The sequence below is a fragment of the Bacillus paramobilis genome, from assembly GCF_038096195.1.
Taxonomy (GTDB): Bacteria; Bacillota; Bacilli; order Bacillales; family Bacillaceae_G; genus Bacillus_A; species Bacillus_A mobilis.
The window spans coordinates 2,015,915-2,035,554 of sequence record NZ_CP151108.1 but is presented as its reverse complement, the minus strand read 5'-3'; the positions used below and the strand labels follow the sequence as shown (position 1 = coordinate 2,035,554).

Here is a 19,640-nt window from a genome sequence, read left to right as displayed (position 1 = left end):
TTGATTTTTCTTTCCGCATAAAGTTCTCCTTCTAAATATATTCATACAAGTTAACGAACCGAACCGTTCGGTTCGTTCTGTTCCAGTGTTCAATAATACTATATGTTTCTAGTTTTTTTAACCCTTTTTACAAAGTATTAACAAAAAAATATGTTAAAAACCAAATATATTTACTTCTCAGTTGCTTATTTACAATCAAATTCCAGTAATTATTAATGATTAATCGTTTATAGAATGGAGTGACAGTAGGAGTAGCCCGCCCCCTTTAGCTTTAGTTTTAGCTAATCCTATTAATAAAAATTAGATATAATAGTCATATGTTTATACATTAAAATTCACGATATTTTTACTTCTTCTATGATTTTAGGTAAAATTAGTTGTATAATATGACTGAATTAACCAATTGGTCACATTATAATTGACAGAAAATTCATTCGAATAATGCAGATAATATAATTTAATTAACCTCAAACTGTATTGTTTTAGGTTCCTATAAGATAGGGAATGATAAAATATTTTTACTTACAATAAAAATTCAAGAAAAATCATAGTAAAAATCACCTTAAATATTAAGTTCGTTTTATTAGGAGGGCCACAAAGCATGACTAAAGTTGATAAGGTAAAAGAAAAGATTATTGAAACATCTTTATATTTATTTAATACTAATGGGATAACTTACACATCCATCCAGGATATAATGACAGCTACTGAACTATCTAAAGGAGCTATTTATCGTAGATTCAAAAATAAAGAAGAAATTGTCCTTGCTGCCTACGACAAAAGTGGTGAGATTATGTGGGGGCATTTTCATAAAGCAATGGAAAATAAAAAGACAGCAATCGATAAAATCCTTGCCATTTTCCTTATATATCAAGATGCAGCTAATAATCCCCCTATTGCTGGAGGCTGTCCATTGCTTAATAGCGCAATTGAAAGTACTGGAGTATTTCCAGAATTACAAAAAGCAGCAGCAAAGGGTTATGATGATACAGTAATGTTAATGGCTTCTCTCATAAAAGAAGGAATAGAGAAACAAGAACTTAAAGAAGATATGGACATTATATCGCTCGCTTCTTTTCTTGCATCTTCAATGGAGGGCGCTATTATGGCAAGTCGAGTATCTAACGATAATATACACCATCAGTATTTTATTGAACAAATAAAACATCATCTTTTCTCTTATTCTAAATAAATGAGAACTTGCATTGCTTCCATTCAATTTTTATAGACTTAAATTGAATAAACCCCTCTCATAAAAATGATCTTCTATTTATGAGAGGGGTGAATAATTTTTAGCAAAGGGAGCTTTTTAGACGTTGTATATGAGGCATACAACCAATCTGTTTTTCACATAACTTATTCATATATTTACATAAAAACTGAATCATCGCTTGTAAGTAGGAATTTTATTTATCATTGTATATTTTTCACATACCTCTCTTTTATCCTACCTCTAAAATAAAAATAGACCTTCAAATTTTTAGATACGCCTACTGTCGACGTTCAAAAGCAAGACGTACAGCAAGACCCGTTAATACACTTGCCATAAGCCAACGCTGTACTCGCAGCCACGTTGGGCGTGTGCCAAACCATGTAGCCATTTTACTTGCTGTAAACACAATTAAAAGGTTGACTATAAAACTAACAGTGATTTGCGTAAGACCTAAAACTGCACCTTGTATAAGCAACGATCCCTTCTCAGGATCTTCAAATTGAGGTAACAGTGACACATACAAAATAGCAATCTTTGGATTTAGCAGGTTAGTCATAAGTCCCATTAGAAATAATTTCCGTGGTGGTTCATTAGAAATAGTACGAGGTTCCATAATAGAAGTAGCACCCGGTTTTATCGAATTCCAGGCGAGCCAAAGCAAATAAGCAGCACCTGCCCACTTGACTGCTTCGTAGACAGCGGGTACTGCAAGGAATAAAACTGTCAGTCCGAACATTGTTGCGATGATATAAATGACAAATCCGAGCATAATGCCCAAGAGAGAAATAAATCCTGCCATACGTCCTTGCGTAATGGAACGCGAGATAAGATAAATCATATTAGGCCCAGGTGAACAAACCATGCTAAGTGAAACAATTGCAAATGCTAACAAAGTACTAAAGCTGACCATAACCCTTCCCCCTTCATGTTACATAAAACTTCCTATTGTAAATCTTATCATGACTGAGGAAAGATAAGATCAATTAAGTTAAGCTTTAAAAATACCCTATCCATAGTGATACTGCAGCAACTACTAACAAAGCAAAACAAATTGTGATATTTCGAACCCACTTTTGTATATCATCAAAATACCGTTCTATAAATATAGCGTTGATATAAACGATAAGAAATAAAACAACGAAAGTAAAGGAACCCAATTTATCGTTAAATTTTTCATTGGTATATGTGCTTACATGAAGGAATAGAAAAACAAACGCTACTATGAATAGCTCAAATATCCTTTTTTTATTCACCCTGCCACCACCTTACAATAATTCCCTTTTATTCCATTTTACCAGAACATAATGTGTAGCAGTATATGAATATTATATTCATGTCAAATAGGCTAACAATTCAAGATTGTTAGCCTCTACTTTCCATCTTCGTACCTTTTATCACTTTACTTCCTAACAACTGGAATCCACATTTCACCAAATACTAAGCCGTCTCTTTGCCCCATCTCAACTGTTGTATTTGGCCCACCAACATAAGCTAAATCTTTTGCATCTGGTAAAGCTTCACCAAAGGCGATGCCAGTCAGCTTATTACTTAGCTCTTCAGCCGTTTTGTCTTCCCCTTTCACTACTAAGTATTCTCCCTTCGGAAACTGGATCACTCTAGATTCTTCTATTTGTGCTTCTGTCATGACACCAGCATAATACATCATCTTGTTATTCACCGCTTCGCTCACAGAAAAAATATATTCATTTGTAGCCAAAGTTTTTAAAGTAGCCAGCCTTCCATCTTGTTTAACAGCCGCCCAAAAGTCTTCTTTTTCTTTATTTATTCCAACAAAGTCTGTATAGTCACTCTTAATTTCAGTTCCAATTCCTAACACAATAAAGCTATCTTTTTCTTCAATCGTATAATTTTTCATATTCAAAACCTTCCTTTTTTTTAAATGAATCAAATGATTTATCTTTTCATCTGATGAGTTTATAATATCTTTAAATCATGTCAAAAAATGATACTGTTTAGGAGACTCCAATGAAAAAAGTTGAACGGATTAATACAATTATGCGGTATATCAACAATCGCTCCCACTTTACAATTACTGAAATCATACGAGAATTTAACATATCACGATCGACAGCTATTAGAGATATAAGAGAAATTGAAGCTATGGGCATGCCGCTTGTCGCTGAAGTTGGAAGAACTGGTGGATATTTTGTCATGCATAATTCTATCCTGCCCGTTGTTCGCTTTACTGACAATGAAGTCAAAGCTCTTTTTATTGCCTTTATGGCTACAAGAAATCAACAACTTCCCTATCTAAAGAGTCGCCAATCTTTAGCCGAAAAACTACTAGGACTCATCTCAGAAACCCAGCAAGATGACCTCGTTCTTTTAAATCAACTCTTGCTTTTTGAAGGGACTAACCCTTATAATCCCGATCTACTTGAGCTTTCTGACCTACCCCACCCTATGTTAGAAAAACTCATCCAAATCCTTCTTTTGGATAGACATTTATTGATTACCGTCAAAGAAGAAGAGGAAATCAAGTCTTACCCAATTTATCTATTATACCTTTATCAAGAAAAAAGCCATTGGATCATTGAAGGGTTTGACTTAAAAGAAGAAAAGAAACTGTTGTTTCCTGTCGATAACCTCATCAATATCGAACCGTACACGACGAAAAAGAGGTTAAATAAGAAACAGATTTTAGAAAAACTCAATAAGAAGGACGAAGCAATTAACCTTGTACTTGAACTTGGTCCAAAAGCGATTGCCCAGTACAAAAAATACCATCCTTTAAAAATTTCAATTTCTTATACAAACCCTTACCAATCCACAGCCATTTTAAAAACATTTATCAATGTTAACAATTCCGATGAAGTGACAGAGATAACAAATTGGCTACTTTTCCTAGGGAAAGATATTACAATTAGGGAAATGCCTGAAGAAATATTAAACGATTTATAAGAGCGGTTATGTTTATATTCTCCATAAGCAGTGATCAGTTAAACCTCAAAATATTGAGGTTAATTCGTTACCAGTTGCCCATATTTTTTACCATGAGAGCACAATAAATAATAAAAGCACGGAAAATCTTCCCGTGCTTTTTCAAAAATATATATAATTTCGGATAACTTAATTCACTTACCCTAGCTGACGTTTAAATGCTTTACTAGCGAAAAAGTAAGAGATGATCATGATACCCACGCACCAAGCGAGTGCAGTCCAAATATCGTTGCCAACAGTCCCTTCATATAATAGGGCACGAATCGCATTCACGATTGAAGTTACAGGCTGATTCTCAGCAAACACACGAACAATTTTTGGCATCGTTTCGGTAGGTACGAAGGCCGAACTAATAAATGGAAGAAAAACAAGTGGGTACGAGTATGCTGTCGCCCCTTCCATAGACTTCGCTTTCAGCCCTGGAATGATTGCTAGCCATGTTAGCGCTAACGTAAACATCCCCAGTATTCCAGCTACCGCAAGCCAATCTAGCATATTAGCACTAGAACGAAAGCCCATTAAGAGCGCGACAAGAATAACCACCACGATAGTAAGCACATTAGCAACAAGAGAGGTTAAAACGTGAGCCCACAATATCGATGAGCGCTTAATAGGCATCGTAATGAAACGTGCCATCAACCCACTCTTTACATCCGTAAATAATCGCACAGAAGTGTAAGCCACACCGGATGCGATGGCCATTAGCAAAATTCCCGGCAATAAATAATTAACGTAGTTATCCGTTCCTGTCTTTATAGCCCCGCCAAATACGTAAACAAATAATAGCATCATCATAATCGGTGTAATTGCTACTGTAATAATTGTATCCGGACTACGCATAATATTACGCATTAAGCGCCCTAGTAATACCCCTGTTTTGCTTTTCATTTACATCTCCCCCTTTTTACCGATAATCGCAAGGAAAATTTCTTCCAATGTCGGCTGCTTCTCGATATACTCTACTTTTGCTGGCGGGAACATCTCTTTCAGTTCAGTAAGAGTACCTGTCGTAATAATTTTCCCGCCATGCAAAATAGCGATACGGTCAGCCAGTTGTTCTGCTTCCTCCAAGTATTGAGTTGTGAGCAAGATTGTTGTGCCGCTGCCGGCAAGTTCCTTGACTGTATCCCACACTTCGATCCGCGCTTCCGGATCAAGTCCAGTCGTTGGTTCGTCTAGAAAAATAACTGCTGGCGCCCCAATCAAACTCATCGCGATATCAAGTCGGCGCTTCATCCCGCCTGAATACTGGTCTGCCCTCTGGGTAGCCGCATCAGTCAGGCTAAATCTTGCAAGTAGATTGTCAGCAACTTGGGCAGGATTATAAACACCACGTAACTTAGCAATCATTATCAAGTTTTCCCTTCCAGTAAGCATGCCGTCTAAAGCTGCGAACTGTCCTGTCAAACTAATGCTTTGACGAACATGATCTGATTGATGCTGGATATCAAATCCGCAAATACTCACTTCACCATCATCTTGTTTCATTAGCGTCGAGAGGATGTTGACCGTTGTCGTCTTTCCCGCTCCATTTGAGCCTAGCAGCGCGAAAATTTCACCACGCTGCACCTCAAAATCCACTCCCTTTAAGACTTCTTTGTCTTTAAAAGATTTTTTTATTCCTTTTACAGAAATCGCTGCATTACTCATACTTTTTCCCCCTTATAAAATTAATTACCTATACCCTCTATTTAGTATCACTGATATTCTGTATTACTTAGTAGCGGTGTAAAAATAGAACTGAATAGCGATGGCGGCAATTCACATTTGTAACCAGCTAATCAGTCGATATTACTAATTGCATTTATTTTTTTCTCAATTTCTTCATGATGCTTTCATTCAAATCTTCACGATACTTGGAGACATATGTTTTAGCGTTTGCCACTAGTTCATCAGCAAAAGATGCTACGTCCTCCCCAGTAATGTCAAGCACTTGTCTGCCTTCCGCTGCACCAGCTTCAAACAAATCGATTAATTCATACTGTATGTGCAGCATATCCATTCCATTACCCGCTGAGAAATTCCACATGTAGTTTTGAATTTTCTTAAACACAAACTGATAGTCCTCTGGCAGTGCTCCAACACGTGCCATCATCATTTTGTATTCTTTTTTATCACCAATTAATTTTTTAAACATTTCCAACATCTTATTTTCCTCCTTTTTTATAAAGCAGAACAAGAAACTCTCCAAATGTGAGCCGGAACATTTTATATTATGAAGCTAGTTTGACTTCAAGACGTTAATTTTTGAAGATACAAAATCCCATTTTTCCCAAAATAATTCAAGCTCCTGACGGCCATCCTCATTTAATGAATAAAACTTACGAGGCGGTCCCATATCTGATGGTTTCTTTTCAATATTCACAAGCTTTTTCTTTTCTAATCGTACGAGGATGGTATAAACAGTCCCTTCCACGACTTCGGTAAATCCAAGATCATTCAGGTGGCGGGTAATCTCATAGCCATACGTTTCTCGGCGGCTAATGATTTCCAGCACACACCCTTCCAGTGAACCTTTCAGCATTTCAGTTAAATTTTCCATGTCCTGATCCTCCTTTACCCCCTATTCTGTCTGACTTATATTCAGTATCACAGAGTACTAAGGCGAATTTTTACTGAATAGCTTTTGAGTAAAACTACACTATTCAGTATTACTTACTACAACTACATTGTATGACTAAGTAGCGGTGAATGTCAACTAATTTTCAAAATTTTTCTAAAATCCGCTATTACCTATTGTTTACTGAAAACATTTTGAAAAACAATACTACTCAGTATCACCTATTACTTCTACATTGTATGACTGAGTAGTTGTAAATGTCAACTCGATTTTTATATTTTTCTAAAATCAACTATTACCTATTAGATACAGCCGGTTTCCTATTTGAAAAAATTTCGCCACATACCTATCCGGCCAAGAAAAGAAAATACCCCAAAACAAATATTCTACATTTTTGTTTTGGGGCGCTATAGGCTAACTCTTCTTCTTAATAAGACAGATCATCCTTTTGTTACGATAACATCATTTCCATATCTTCTGCTGCAGTTGTAATCAATTTCAAACCGAATGTTTCTTGTAATACATCAAGCACGCCAGGTGAAATAAATTCAGGCGCCTTTGGACCGATGCGAATATCTTGAATGCCAAGACTAAATAGTCCAAGTAAAATCGCAACCGCTTTTTGTTCAAACCATGATAGGACAATACTAACTGGTAGTTCGTTCACTTCACATTGGAAAGCATCTGCTAAAGCGGCTGCTATTTTCACTGTTGAAATTGAATTATTGCATTGCCCTAAGTCAATGTAACGCGGAATATCTGTACCAGGTACAACACCGTAATCCACATCATTAAAACGGAATTTCCCGCAAGAAGTCGTTAAAATAACTGTTTCTGGCGGAAGTGACGTTGCTAATTCACGATAATATTCTCCGCCTTTTCCTGGTGCATCACAACCTGCGATGACAAAGAAACGCTTAATCTTCCCTTCTTTTACTGCCTTAATAATTTCCGGAGCTAATGATAATACTGTATTATGATGAAACCCTGTTACTAACTGTTCATCCGACTCCATATGTACTTCTGGAAGTTCTAGCGCTTTTTGAATCAACGGCGTGAAATCATCACTTTCAATTTTTTGTACACCTTCTAAACCTGCAATATCATATGAAAAGAATCGATCAGAATATGATCCTTTAATTGGCATAACACAGTTCGTTGTCGCTAATATGGCACCTGTAAATTTTTCAAAAAGACGTCGTTGATCATACCATGCCTTACCGATGTTTCCTTTTAAATGCTTATATTTTTTCAGCTGCGGATACCCGTGTGCTGGTAACATTTCAGAATGCGTATAAATATTAATTTCTTTTCCTTCTGTTTGCTTTAATAATTCTTCTAACGCAAATAAATTATGACCAGTAACTACAATTGCTTTACCTTCTACATGGTTTTGTGTAATTTGAACAGGCTCTGGAACACCAAAGTGATTCGTATGCGCCTCATCTAACAACTCCATTACTCGTAAAGCTGATTTCCCTACTTTCATAGCCATATCAATATGTTCTTGTTCATTAAAGTTAGAATTTGTTAATGTCATGTACAATGCTTCTTGCGTTGTAGCATCTACAAATGCATCAGTATACCCTAGCTGAGCAGCATGCGTACGATAAGCAGCAATTCCTTTTAATCCAAACACAATCGTATCTTGTAAACTTGCTATTGTTTCATTTTTACCGCAAACACCCATCACTTTACATCCACCTGTTGGCGTTTGTTCACATTGATAACAAAACATTATCATCCCACCCTCTCCCAATCATTCCTTACAAATCAAGCATAATACCCATTAGGAAAAAAGGATGTGATATCAATCACAATACTAAGTATAAATTTGTGACAGTTCACATTGTTGACATAATATTTTTACTGTCTTCTGATATTAATACTTGCGCATGATCATTTAAAAGCAGTCAATCTCCAAATCTAATAAATATTATCGAGCTTAGAGAAACAATCAAAAGGACCAAGTCCCAGTTCAACTGTACGAATCTATTATGGGAAAAGAGGTAGCATTTTAGAAAAATATAAAGAGGTCACTCTTAAGGAAATGTATACGACAGATAACTTCAATATCAATTGGATAAATGATGAACGAGTACAGGTAGAAGTATTAGAGGAAAATGTAGTAACAGCTAGCATCATGATTGATTTATCAAAATGAATCTATTTTCACATGTTATAAATGTGTTCTATACGGCACACGAGAGATACATAGCATTTACAAATCAAAAGATTTATAGACATGATGAACCGCACCTTTCTTTACAATATATTTACACTATCTTTACATTGTTTACATTATTTATATGATATATTTATATAGAATCTACTTAAGAAATTTCATGTACATTGTTATCTTTATAATCTCTGATCTGATTGATAAGAGATTATGTTATATTTTCATACCAGAGGTGAATTAGGATGACTGAAACTTTAAAAACACTTATAATGCTTGATGCTACTTACGTTGTTATAGCAATTATGACGGTACTGGTATTTGTATACTTGGAATTAAAATCTCAGTAACGTATTCAGGCATAATTGATAGCTTCGCATTTAAATATAGTTAGAAGAAAGCGAGGAGAAAATTGTTTCTCCTCGCTTTTTTATTCCCATAATTTTTTATTTCAACAAATCCAATGTATGTAAAAGTAAATCTCTCTCCCCTACGCCCCCATGACCAGGCACTACTGAATTGATGTTTCCATATCGCTTCAGTACATTCTCAATCGATGTAGACCATTCATTTACGTAAGCATCAGCAACGTTTCCTAAATCTTTCGCGGACGCTGATTTCACTAAACAGCCTCCAGCTAAAATGTTGTATTGCGGTAACCATACGACAATATTATCTTCTGTATGTCCTTTCCCTGGATAGAACGTTTCTACTTTCATATTTCCAAACTTCAAATTTGTAATGGATTGTAAGTCTCCAAGCGGTTCTTCATATCCACTTTTCTTTGCTAGTTCTGCAGTTAGTGCTGTACTATGCGCCTTAATGCCTCTTTCTTTCAACGTTTTTATTCCGCCAATTCGATCAGCGTGTGCATGTGTAATAATGACATCCGTTACACACTTCTTAAATTTCTTTTCTACCATCTCTATTAATTCCTTCGTTAACTTATCATCCCAAGAAGAATCGACAAGTACTAACCCTTTAGAAGTAGTAAGAACTAGGCCGTTCGAAGGAACTGCTTCTCCGCTAAAATAACCTAACTCCGTATGAACCCATACATTTTTATTTAACTGAGAAATTGAAATAGTTCCAGTCTCATTTTTTATTACTTTTTGCTCTACCGTTCGTTCTGCTTGTACAGAAGAAATTGTACTAACAAATTGAGTTGTTCCTAGTAAACTAACACATACCCCTAATTTTAATAATGTATTGTTTTTCATTTTCTCCACCCTTTCTTTCAAATGAAATAGTTATTACCTATAATAGACAATTCATCTCAAATGTTTGTTCCATCTTTTCTTACATATTTTTCATACCCTTAATAAAAAGCGCACAAAATTTTGTGCGCTTTTTAACTTCCCTATTACCATTCACGTTTTTTATTAATCCTCATTTTTTCTTCAAATGCCTTCTCTAAATCAATTTCTAACTTGTTTGCTAAATCACATACATTCCAAATGACATCAAACATTTCTAAACCAATCTCTCTTTTCGAATCTTGTATTTTATCACGCTTTAATATCACTTCCGCTAATTCACCTAATTCCGCCATCGCATACATCGTACGCTCTTCAATTGTTGTATCTTGAAATCCTTTTTCTTTACTGAAATTTGATACATATCTCTGGAATTCCACAATATTCAATACTTAATCTCCCTTCATGATAAATACTCCGTTTTCTATTAAACTTATATTTTGTTAAATTATAACATTCATACTATAATTTATTTATAACTCTTTAACGGAGGTGTTTTCAATGACTCTCTTCGCTTCCCCATCATTATTCATACTAGCAATTATTTCATTTGCACTATCCTATTTCATCGGAGTTAAACAATACACTTGGCTCTTATCAGGATTCAATGAACGCCGTGTGCCAGATAAAGTTAAGTTATCAAAAATAGTTGGTCTTTATAATTTAACTGCCGGTGCTATTGCCACAATTGGTAGTGTCTTCACTACTCCTAATGTCAAAATCTTATTTCCTATCATTATAATTGGCCACGTTATAATCGCTGCTTATGTAAATACACGTATGGTGAAATGAAAAAGATCACCCAAATGGATGATCTTTTTTATAATTTATCGACATATTGCTTCGCTTCTAATAAGGAAAAACCAAAAGCCTCTCTTACTCTCTTAACTGCTGTAACTGTTTTTCCTTCTTCCATAAGCTGACGCAACTCTTTATTAATTTCAGGTTCTCTATCTACAATTCCCATTTCTTTCGAAATTAGCTGTAATCTATCTTCCATCCTCTTTAAACGGGCATCCGTTTTCTTTTCGATTCTATTTAATTTTTCAGCAATATAAATAAATCCAAAGACCGCTATCGGTATGATCATCCAAAATTCCATGACTATTCCTCCTCATTAGCTTTCATTTGTTTTATTTCACTAACTTATGTAAATTTTACCACATGACACATTTAATGTATAATAGTAATATACAACACTGTTGATAAAACCTTTTATTTTAGGGGGACACTTTATGAAAAGATTTTTTAAGACGTTACTACAATTTGTAGTTCTTTCAATTGCACTACATGTATTATTTGATATCGTTGGCTGGCTTGTTTTCAATGCGCCAATTCCAAACAAACAAAGTATTATTTCCTTACTAACAACCTCATGGATTATGTACATGTACCGAGATAAATTTTTTAAAACATTCACTTCGAATTAACTAAAAAAACTTCATCGATAAAAGATGAAGTTTTTTCTTTTTCTCTCATTCTCTCTATTCACTACTGTATAATAGAACTAATATTCTGTTTTTTAAGGAAGGGAGTCACTATGAACTTAATAAGTAATAATATATACGAGAAAATGAACCAATATTCTGTTGCAGGTTTCAGCCTTGCCGTTATACGTGATGGCACACTAGACGAAGCGATTGCCTTTGGAACGCTTGAATCTGGAACAACTAGAACTGTCACTACGGATTCCATATTCAATTCTTGCTCAATTAGTAAATTCTTCACTACAATGCTCGTACTCACGTTATCAGATCAAGAAATCGTGCATGTAGACGAAGACGTAAATGCTAAACTCACATCTTGGAACATACCTACCAACCTATTTACCTCACAGAAAAAAGTCACGTTGCGAAATTTATTAAGTCACCAATCTGGAATTATTGATCCTCCTAATAGTTTTGAACATTATACATTTGCACAAGGGCGACCAAACTTGTCTGAACTCCTTGCTGGTAAAACAGCATATTGCTCCATACCTATTGAAGTGACTTATAAACCAGAAAGTGAATTTCACTACTCTGATGCAAACTTTTGCATTATTGAACTACTACTTGAAGATATAACTAGAAAACCATTCAACCTTTTACTTGAAGAATATATCTTTCAGCCACTGCAGCTGAAGAATAGTAGAGTATTCTCTACTGAAGATATAAATAAAATGGAGGCCTTTGCTTGTGGGCATAATAAGGATGGGATTGTCACAGATGAAAAATATCCATTTTATCCATTCGCAGCCGCTTCAGGTATTTGGACCACACCAACAGACCTATCAACTTTAGTAATTGAAATCATTCATTCCTTACAAGGAAAGGGCAGACTAAAACTTTCTCAAAAATTAGTACAAGATATGATTTCTCCTCAAGGTTGCTCAAAATGGACTGGATTAGGTGTTTTTCTAGATGATTCTAACGAAGACTTACAAGTGTATTCACTTGGATGGGGCGTGGGATTTCAATGTATGATGGTATGCTATCCATACCGAGGTAATGGTGCTGTTATTATGACTAACGCTGACTTAGGTGTTCATCAAATGGAAGGGATTATTGGTGAAGTGTTAAAAACATTATCCTTATAATGAAAATAAAGAAGCTGTTCCTTCCAGCTTCTTTATTTATATTACATTTTTCGCAACAATTTTTATATGTTCTGGCGCAATAATCTCCGTTATACTTTCTTGGAAATCTTCCTGCAACATTTCTTCAATATGTTCTAACTGCACTTCAACATGTGTGCATTCTAAATTATGTATATTTAATAATGCATAATGATCTTTTTTCTTAATTACTAAATATTGATTTTCCTCTGTTACAAGTACAGAACCTAATCGTACTCCTAGTAGGCGTTGATCATCAAACTTCACAACCATTTCCCCCTTCCTTAATCAAAAACGCGATCTATATGTAATAAAATAATATTTTAGGTAATCTATTCTTAATAAACTATATCATAATTTGTTAAAATATAAATATCATATTTCTTTTTACTAAATGCCCCTATTCTTTTATATATTTCGATACAAAAAACTTTCTCAACACGAAATTAGAATTTTCAGTTTTTATTCTTATGAAAATCTATTATAATAAAGTTAATAAATGTTTGACCTCTCCTAATTCATGTACATATGGATGATCAGTAGCTGCTGTTGCTACTGATCTATTTTTTTGCCCCATATCGCCAAGCCATTAACTCAACAGTCCAATCTAATAAAGGGTTGCTTAGTATAAGCCTAAACCCTCTCCTCATAAAATATAATTCTATTTAAAAATGGATCAATCACAGTTAATTCCATAGTATCCCACGGTGTTCTCTCTATATCGGGTTTTGCATAAGCATATCCTTTATTCAATAATATAGAATGATAATCCTCTACATTATCTATTTTCACCCTAATCGCACCACCTGGCGAAGCATCCCCATGATGTTCTGATAAATGTATTACAGCATCGTGTAACGAAATTCGCATATATAATGGCATATGTTCCTCATACCGATGTTCCCAATCCATTTTAAATCCTAAAAAATCTAAATAAAACAGCTTTGCTTTTTCAACATCAAAAATTCTAAATATAGGTGTAATCATTTATAATCTCCTCCTATTTATAAACATCTGCCGCCAATTCCCTCAAAACATCCACGTTTACTACTTCAAAACAACCATTGTTCTTTTTTATAATCTCTTTATCACAAAAAATATTTAATGTACGTAATAGGTGCCGATAACTCGTTCCTAATAATTCAGCTGTTTCCGTTAAATTCCCACTAAATACAATTCGATTTCCGTGCTGCACCGCTCGTTCCCCTGCTGCTAACATGTAACTCGCAAGTCTATTTTCAAGTGGATATAGTAAATTAATTGTACTATTTTTTGAAAGTCGATTTAATTTATGTGCTAATGATCCGCAAATACATCGTAAAAATTTCGCATCATGAAATAGTTGAGTTCTCACTTTTCCTAAAGGTAAAGCAACACAATATGAATCTGCCATCACTTGTACGTTTGAAGCCGTCTTTTGAGAATGAATTAACTCCACATCTCCTAACAGCTGCAAGCTATCATAAAAACATAACAATACAGATTTCCCGTTACTTAATGTATTAAACGCTTTCGCTTTTCCTTCAACGAAGAAAAATAAATAATCTATTTCTTCATTTTCTCTACAAATAAACTCATTCTTTTTAAAAAATATGAGTTCCATATACGATTTCATATCATTACTAAAAAATGAATCAATATTATTTTGTTTCATATAATTTGCTAATTTAATTGAATTACATACTTTCTTCATAGTTCCTCCGCCTTTACAACTCATCCCCATTGTAATCAAAATTTTCTTCTTCCACTATGACATATGTCATAGTAATACACAATTTCAGCATGATACAGTCATTACAAATATGAAAATTAAAGGGGATATTACATTGTATAACTTTCTTTCTGTCTTTATTGGTGTGCTCATCGCCGTTATGCTGCCATTGAATGGGATTTTATCTGAGTTAATTGGCAAGTACACAGCAAGCGTTGTCATTCACCTTGTCGGTTTAATTGCAGTTATCTTCATTTTAATCATAAACAAAAATAAAATTCGTTTCGATAAAGGTATTCCACTTTTTCTATATAGCGCTGGAGCGATTGGAGTATTCACTGTTCTTTTTAATAATATAAGTTTCTCCGTCCTTGGTGCCTCTATTACGATCGCATTAAGTTTACTCGGTCAATCCATCGCTTCCATCGTTATTGATCATTTCGGCTTATTAGGAATGCAAGTTGCAAAGTTTGAAAAGAAAAAACTAATTGGATTATGTTTCATCTCTTCCGGAATTATAATCATGACAATTTATTAATGGGGGCAAGAAAATGTTATATGTTACGATCGCTATTTTAGCTGGTGTTTCTATCGTTGTTGCTAGAATTATTAACGCGAATTTAGCAGCGAAAATTGGAAATTGGGAAGGCACGTTTTTTAATTATATTACTGGATTATTTTTCTCTATGTTATTTTTAATTTTCAGTTCAGATTCAATATACATTCCTAGTCATACGTTGCAATCTATTCCTATCGCTGTTTACTTAGGCGGATTAGTAGGCGTTATCGTCATCTCGTTATCGAACTATATTACGCCTAAAATATCAGCATTTTATTTAACGTTACTCATCTTTATTGGACAATTATTTGCGGGGACTATCATTGATTTCATCTTGTCACACGAACTCTCTACGGGAAAGGTTGTTGGTGGCATTTTCGTACTAATCGGACTCACTTACAATTTACTCGTAGATCGCCCTGTTAAAACTGTGCAGAATAACCAAGTTCAACTATAATACTTTACGCTTACCTATCATATATTAATAGAAAAGCTCTTCATATGAATTAATAGAGAGGAGAATATTCTATTAAGAAAATCATTTTACTGCTAGGTAGTGCATTGATTATTTTTGGAATCGCATGGTTTTTCAACTCTGGGAAATCTATTCAAGATTTCTATACAGCAAATAAACCAAAGAAAAAAGCTACTATCATTTCAACTCAAAGAGACCCGAATGAGCCCCTTGTCTTTTTAGGAAAGCAGGAAATAAAAGATATACATGTCGAGTCAATTAAAACAAAAAAGGATATCTTTCTCACAAAAACAGATGAATTAAAAACTTTCATTAACAGTATGGATACCGCCAAAAAAGGAAAATTAACATTAGATGAAGAAGGATCAGATTTAATAGATTGTGATATGTGGATTACTTTCGAGGATGGAACTTATAAAAAATATTTCATATGGGTAGTTGACCATCACAATAACGAAGTGATGATTGCTCAGCAAGATACTCCTGATGATGTAAACCTTACGTACTATCAATTAAATGAAGATAGTTCTAAAAAAGTTTATAACTTATTCAAAAAAATTATTTAAACGAAAAAGGTCATGAGCACGTAAGCTCATGACCTTTTTGCACTATATATATTCCGGGAACACTTTACATCCCTTTTCCTGTTCTATATCATGTCCAAAGAAAAGAATCGGCTTCTCTTTCATCACAACTTCTTTTAAACGTTTAATTGAAGATAAGGCTAATTCCGAATCAAACCCCGCAAACGACACTTCATCTTCAAAGTTTTCTTTCGTATAAGATGCATCAATCGTTAATAATACAGGACCGGATTTTTCTGTCTCAATTAATAGCGATTGATGCCCTGGAGTATGGCCTGGTGTATGCAATAATTGAACTCCTGGTACGACTTCATAATCACCTTCAATGATTTTGTAGTTTAAATTCGGCAATATACATTCTTTCAAATATTCTTCGCTATGCTGCGCCGCCTCATATTCAGCACGCTGTACAATGATTGGTGTATTTATAAAAGCGCCATTTCCTCCTGCATGATCAAAATGCAAGTGAGAACTAATAATATAAAGAAGGTCTTCCGGCTCATAACCAACCCGTTTTAAAATATTCACGATTCTATCTTCTTCAGTCATTTTCGGTAAAACCTGCCCTTCGACAAATGTACCGTTAAAAAGCCCTTCATTATTAACCGCACTTTCTGGCATACCTGTATCTACTAAGATAGGCCCCTCTTCCGTCTCCAAAAGATAACACCATACAGGTAAGTTCAATAGATTCCCCGGTGTGAGCGTACTATTAACAGAAGAATGATCTAACATACAACGACCTGCTGGGATGAAATAAAGCTTCTTTACTGTCATTATGTATCCACCTCTACATTTAATTTGAGATAAAGTAACACAGTAAAAAATTCTGCTTTTTAGAAGCAAACTCCTTCCACACTTTCATACCAGCATAAATAAAAAAGAATGTTCTTTTTTACATAATGGCATTTCACCATCTATAATAAAAGAGAAAATGACTCTTACTTTAATGGAGGGAATAGAAATGAAAGCAATTGGTTTACATGAATACTTACCTATTGAAGAAGAAAACAGTTTAATTGATATTGAAGTTGAAAGACCTGTTGCTACAGGAAGAGATATACTCGTTAAAATTAACGCTATTTCCGTTAACCCAGTTGATACTAAAGTTCGCTCTCCGAAAGATAAAAAAGAAGATGTAGCAAAAATACTCGGCTGGGATGCTAGTGGTGTAGTCGTACAAACAGGCGAAGGTTGTACGTTATTTAAAGAAGGCGACGAAGTGTTTTACGCTGGAAGCATTACGAGACAAGGTACATATAGTGAATATCATTTAGTTGATGAAAGAATCGTTGGTAGAAAACCAAAAACGTTAAGTGATGCTGAATCTGCAGCACTTCCTTTAACAGCTATTACGGCTTGGGAAGGTTTATTCGAACGTTTAGGTATTGATTATAATAAGAAAGATACAAATACATTTAAAAACATTTTAATTATCGGTGGAGCTGGTGGTGTAGGTTCAATTGCAATTCAATTAGCAAAATGGGCTGGATTAAATGTAATCACAACTGCATCCCGCAATGAAACGATACACTGGGTTGAAAAATTCGGTGCCGATTATATTATTAACCATCACCAACCTTTACAAGATCAAATATTAGAATTCGGGATAAAAGATGTAGATTATATTTTCTGCTTAAACAATACAGATCAACATTGGCAAGCAATATGTGACCTCATTAAACCACAAGGAAAAATTTGCTCTATCGTAGAAAATGAGCACCCTCTTGAAATGGGGATTTTAAAAAGTAAAAGTGCTACACTCGTTTGGGAGTTTATGTTCACAAAAGCGATGTATGAAACTGGCGATATGATTACGCAGCACGAACTATTAAATAAAGTAAGCGAACTATTAGATGAAGGTATTTTAAAGACTACTTTAAATGAAACATTCACACCAATTAATGCTGAAAACGTAAAGAAAGTACATGCACTACTTGAAAGTGGGCGTACCATTGGGAAAATCGTTTTAGAGAAATTTTAATAACAAAAAGTCCGATTTCCATATGAGAAATCGGACTTTTTACTATCTTTATTTACTTGAAATCTCTTGATCATTTTGAATATCTAACGGAGGTCGTTTCCCTATTCCGAAAGCATAGAAACTAATTGTTACGATAGCTAAGAAAACAATACCTACAATTAGTGAAATGCGCGTATCATCGTTAAACCACATTCCGATTAATACCATAATTAAAAAGGCAATTGTTAAATAGTTTGTAACAGGAGCAAATGGCATTTTGAACGGATGATCTTTCATCTCTGCTCCTTTTGCTTTTCTAAAATTAATTTGACTAATTAAAATGACGAACCATGGTACCATACCAGGAAGTACACTCGCACTATATACATATACGAATAAGTTTTTCGGTGCGATATAACTTAAAACAACACCAACCGCTAAACCGATAATTACGCCAACTGTACCGAATAAAGGCACACCATTTCCAGAAAGTTTCGTGAAATATTTCGGCGCTTGTCCATTTACACCTAACGTATAAAGCATACGACCCGCACTATAAATACCGCTATTACAACCCGACATTGCCGCTGTAATAACAACGAAGTTAATAAGTCCAGCTGCTGCTGTAATACCAACCTTCGCAAAAGTTGCTACGAACGGACTACCAATTGTACTTAATTGATCCCATGGATACACAGTTACAATAACGAAAATAGCACCAATATAGAATATTAAAATACGCCAAATTGTACTTTGAATCGCTCTTGTAAGTGTCTTTTTCGGATCCTTCGCCTCACCAGCAGTAATCCCGATTAATTCCACACCTTGGTATGCACCAACTACAAGTGATAATGCAAAGAAGAATCCTGAAAAACCACCTGTAAAGAAACCGCCATTTGACCAAAGATTAGATATGCCAATCGCTTCTCCACCGTTACCAATTCCAAAGAAAATAAGTCCAAATCCCGCAATAATCATTAATAGAATCGTAACGATTTTAATCATCGCAAACCAAAATTCAAATTCACCAAATGACTTAACAGAAATTAAGTTAGCTGCGCCTAGAATAACCATCGCGATTACACCTGGTATCCAAGCTGGTAAGTCCGGGAACCAATATTTCATATATGCTCCAACCGCAATAATTTCTGACATCCCAACGATAACCCACTGGAACCAGTTACTCCACGCTGTCATATAGCCAGCTAGCGGATGAATATACTTATGACCGAACGTCGCAAATGAACCTGTACTTGGTTCCATATACAACATTTCACCCATCGCACGCATAATAAAGAAAATAAAAATACCTGCAATTGCATACGCAAGCATTACTGACGGACCTGTCCATTTAATTGTGCTGGCTGACCCCATAAACAAGCCAACACCAATCGTTCCGCCTAAAGCGATCATTTGAATATGACGTGCTTCTAAGCCTCTTTTCAATTCTTTGTTTGCCACTTCACTTCCCCCTCTTAGATGATTCATAGCCGCATTTTAAAACAAGATGCTTTCCCCTAATTCCTTTCGGCCCTGAAAATGATGAAGCAAACGTCATTTTACACTAGCTTTAAAGCTATCCT

General features: G+C 34.9%; 25 protein-coding genes and 1 pseudogene. 10 read left to right on the top strand and 16 right to left on the bottom strand.

What is annotated here, in order from left to right:
• The first annotated feature begins 601 nt into the window (after positions 1-601).
• Positions 602-1,192, top strand: a complete 591-nt coding sequence (locus AABL52_RS10480; protein ID WP_098273785.1) for a TetR/AcrR family transcriptional regulator — start codon at positions 602-604, stop codon at positions 1,190-1,192.
• Between the two features lie 298 nt (positions 1,193-1,490).
• Here AABL52_RS10480 and AABL52_RS10475 read toward each other — a convergent pair whose 3' ends face one another.
• From AABL52_RS10475 to AABL52_RS10465, 3 genes are all read right to left on the bottom strand, one after another.
• Positions 1,491-2,123, bottom strand: a complete 633-nt coding sequence (locus tag AABL52_RS10475; protein WP_270733591.1) for a LysE family translocator — start codon at positions 2,121-2,123, stop codon at positions 1,491-1,493.
• Positions 2,124-2,208: 85 nt separating this feature from the next.
• The gene (locus AABL52_RS10470; protein WP_341519327.1) at positions 2,209-2,466 is read right to left on the bottom strand and encodes a DUF3963 domain-containing protein; all 258 of its coding nucleotides are present in this window, start codon (positions 2,464-2,466) and stop codon (positions 2,209-2,211) included.
• Between the two features lie 146 nt (positions 2,467-2,612).
• Positions 2,613-3,089 carry a GyrI-like domain-containing protein gene (locus AABL52_RS10465; RefSeq protein ID WP_341519326.1) on the bottom strand — a complete coding sequence of 159 codons (477 nt, stop codon included), beginning with the start codon at positions 3,087-3,089 and terminating at the stop codon, positions 2,613-2,615.
• Between the two features lie 110 nt (positions 3,090-3,199).
• Here AABL52_RS10465 and AABL52_RS10460 point away from each other — a divergent pair, with 110 nt between their 5' ends.
• A complete protein-coding gene (locus AABL52_RS10460) occupies positions 3,200-4,135 on the top strand; it encodes a helix-turn-helix transcriptional regulator (protein WP_340420564.1) in 936 nt (311 codons plus the stop codon).
• A gap of 177 nt (positions 4,136-4,312) precedes the next feature.
• On the opposite strand, the gene AABL52_RS10455 is transcribed toward AABL52_RS10460, so the two are convergent.
• The 5 genes from AABL52_RS10455 to hcp all read right to left on the bottom strand — a co-directional run bounded on the left by AABL52_RS10455 (position 4,313) and on the right by hcp (position 8,472).
• On the bottom strand, positions 4,313-5,062 hold the full coding sequence (locus AABL52_RS10455) for an ABC transporter permease (protein ID WP_000837805.1): 750 nt from the start codon (positions 5,060-5,062) through the stop codon (positions 4,313-4,315).
• Positions 5,063-5,824 (bottom strand): ABC transporter ATP-binding protein, encoded by a 762-nt coding sequence (locus AABL52_RS10450; RefSeq protein WP_000063316.1) that lies wholly within the window; start codon positions 5,822-5,824, stop codon positions 5,063-5,065.
• 154 nt (positions 5,825-5,978) lie between these two features.
• Complete coding sequence (locus AABL52_RS10445; RefSeq protein ID WP_000891990.1) at positions 5,979-6,320, bottom strand: DUF1048 domain-containing protein; 342 nt, start codon at positions 6,318-6,320, stop codon at positions 5,979-5,981.
• Between the two features lie 75 nt (positions 6,321-6,395).
• Positions 6,396-6,716, bottom strand: coding sequence for a PadR family transcriptional regulator (locus AABL52_RS10440; protein ID WP_000429485.1), 321 nt, complete (start codon positions 6,714-6,716; stop codon positions 6,396-6,398).
• Between the two features lie 469 nt (positions 6,717-7,185).
• Complete coding sequence (hcp, locus tag AABL52_RS10435) at positions 7,186-8,472, bottom strand: hydroxylamine reductase (RefSeq protein WP_341519704.1); 1,287 nt, start codon at positions 8,470-8,472, stop codon at positions 7,186-7,188.
• 161 nt (positions 8,473-8,633) lie between these two features.
• Between hcp and AABL52_RS10430 the strand changes: the two are divergent.
• Positions 8,634-8,898, top strand: a pseudogene (locus tag AABL52_RS10430) (hypothetical protein); the annotation flags it as partial.
• Between the two features lie 461 nt (positions 8,899-9,359).
• On the opposite strand, the gene bla2 reads toward AABL52_RS10430, so the two are convergent.
• Both bla2 and AABL52_RS10420 read right to left on the bottom strand, forming a co-directional pair.
• Positions 9,360-10,133: a BcII family subclass B1 metallo-beta-lactamase gene (bla2, locus tag AABL52_RS10425; protein ID WP_341519325.1), complete on the bottom strand. Its 774-nt coding sequence runs from the start codon at positions 10,131-10,133 to the stop codon at positions 9,360-9,362.
• A gap of 143 nt (positions 10,134-10,276) precedes the next feature.
• Positions 10,277-10,558 carry a MazG nucleotide pyrophosphohydrolase domain-containing protein gene (locus tag AABL52_RS10420; protein WP_048543793.1) on the bottom strand — a complete coding sequence of 94 codons (282 nt, stop codon included), beginning with the start codon at positions 10,556-10,558 and terminating at the stop codon, positions 10,277-10,279.
• Between the two features lie 112 nt (positions 10,559-10,670).
• On the opposite strand from AABL52_RS10420, the gene AABL52_RS10415 reads away from it, so the two are divergent.
• Positions 10,671-10,961, top strand: coding sequence for a DUF3784 domain-containing protein (locus tag AABL52_RS10415; RefSeq protein ID WP_097918091.1), 291 nt, complete (start codon positions 10,671-10,673; stop codon positions 10,959-10,961).
• A 28-nt stretch (positions 10,962-10,989) separates the two neighbouring features.
• On the opposite strand, the gene AABL52_RS10410 is transcribed toward AABL52_RS10415, so the two are convergent.
• Positions 10,990-11,271: a hypothetical protein gene (locus AABL52_RS10410; protein WP_000397706.1), complete on the bottom strand. Its 282-nt coding sequence runs from the start codon at positions 11,269-11,271 to the stop codon at positions 10,990-10,992.
• A 133-nt stretch (positions 11,272-11,404) separates the two neighbouring features.
• On the opposite strand from AABL52_RS10410, the gene AABL52_RS10405 reads away from it, so the two are divergent.
• Positions 11,405-11,599, top strand: coding sequence for a hypothetical protein (locus AABL52_RS10405; protein WP_000819250.1), 195 nt, complete (start codon positions 11,405-11,407; stop codon positions 11,597-11,599).
• Positions 11,600-11,709: 110 nt separating this feature from the next.
• On the top strand, positions 11,710-12,747 hold the full coding sequence (locus AABL52_RS10400; RefSeq protein ID WP_341519324.1) for a serine hydrolase domain-containing protein: 1,038 nt from the start codon (positions 11,710-11,712) through the stop codon (positions 12,745-12,747).
• Between the two features lie 36 nt (positions 12,748-12,783).
• Here AABL52_RS10400 and AABL52_RS10395 read toward each other — a convergent pair whose 3' ends face one another.
• The 3 genes from AABL52_RS10395 to yeiL all read right to left on the bottom strand — a co-directional run bounded on the left by AABL52_RS10395 (position 12,784) and on the right by yeiL (position 14,458).
• Positions 12,784-13,032 (bottom strand): hypothetical protein, encoded by a 249-nt coding sequence (locus tag AABL52_RS10395; protein ID WP_000666946.1) that lies wholly within the window; start codon positions 13,030-13,032, stop codon positions 12,784-12,786.
• Between the two features lie 366 nt (positions 13,033-13,398).
• A complete protein-coding gene (locus tag AABL52_RS10390; protein ID WP_341519323.1) occupies positions 13,399-13,752 on the bottom strand; it encodes a glyoxalase superfamily protein in 354 nt (117 codons plus the stop codon).
• 13 nt (positions 13,753-13,765) lie between these two features.
• Entirely contained in the window at positions 13,766-14,458 is a 693-nt protein-coding gene (gene yeiL, locus AABL52_RS10385; protein ID WP_341519322.1) for a transcriptional regulator YeiL, read from the bottom strand.
• 109 nt (positions 14,459-14,567) lie between these two features.
• On the opposite strand from yeiL, the gene AABL52_RS10380 reads away from it, so the two are divergent.
• The 3 genes from AABL52_RS10380 (at position 14,568) to AABL52_RS10370 (ending at position 16,076) form a co-directional block, all read left to right on the top strand.
• A complete protein-coding gene (locus AABL52_RS10380; protein WP_116349737.1) occupies positions 14,568-15,014 on the top strand; it encodes a DMT family transporter in 447 nt (148 codons plus the stop codon).
• A gap of 13 nt (positions 15,015-15,027) precedes the next feature.
• Complete coding sequence (locus tag AABL52_RS10375; protein WP_016135054.1) at positions 15,028-15,492, top strand: DMT family transporter; 465 nt, start codon at positions 15,028-15,030, stop codon at positions 15,490-15,492.
• Between the two features lie 89 nt (positions 15,493-15,581).
• Positions 15,582-16,076, top strand: a complete 495-nt coding sequence (locus AABL52_RS10370) for a hypothetical protein (RefSeq protein WP_120450614.1) — start codon at positions 15,582-15,584, stop codon at positions 16,074-16,076.
• Between the two features lie 42 nt (positions 16,077-16,118).
• On the opposite strand, the gene aiiA is transcribed toward AABL52_RS10370, so the two are convergent.
• Complete coding sequence (aiiA, locus tag AABL52_RS10365) at positions 16,119-16,871, bottom strand: quorum-quenching N-acyl homoserine lactonase AiiA (protein WP_341519321.1); 753 nt, start codon at positions 16,869-16,871, stop codon at positions 16,119-16,121.
• A gap of 187 nt (positions 16,872-17,058) precedes the next feature.
• Between aiiA and AABL52_RS10360 the strand changes: the two genes are divergently transcribed.
• Entirely contained in the window at positions 17,059-18,078 is a 1,020-nt protein-coding gene (locus tag AABL52_RS10360; RefSeq protein WP_098985903.1) for a zinc-binding alcohol dehydrogenase family protein, read from the top strand.
• A gap of 48 nt (positions 18,079-18,126) precedes the next feature.
• Here the strand turns inward: AABL52_RS10360 and AABL52_RS10355 are convergent, their stop codons facing one another.
• On the bottom strand, positions 18,127-19,518 hold the full coding sequence (locus tag AABL52_RS10355; RefSeq protein ID WP_116349030.1) for an amino acid permease: 1,392 nt from the start codon (positions 19,516-19,518) through the stop codon (positions 18,127-18,129).
• Between the last annotated feature and the right edge of the window lie 122 nt (positions 19,519-19,640).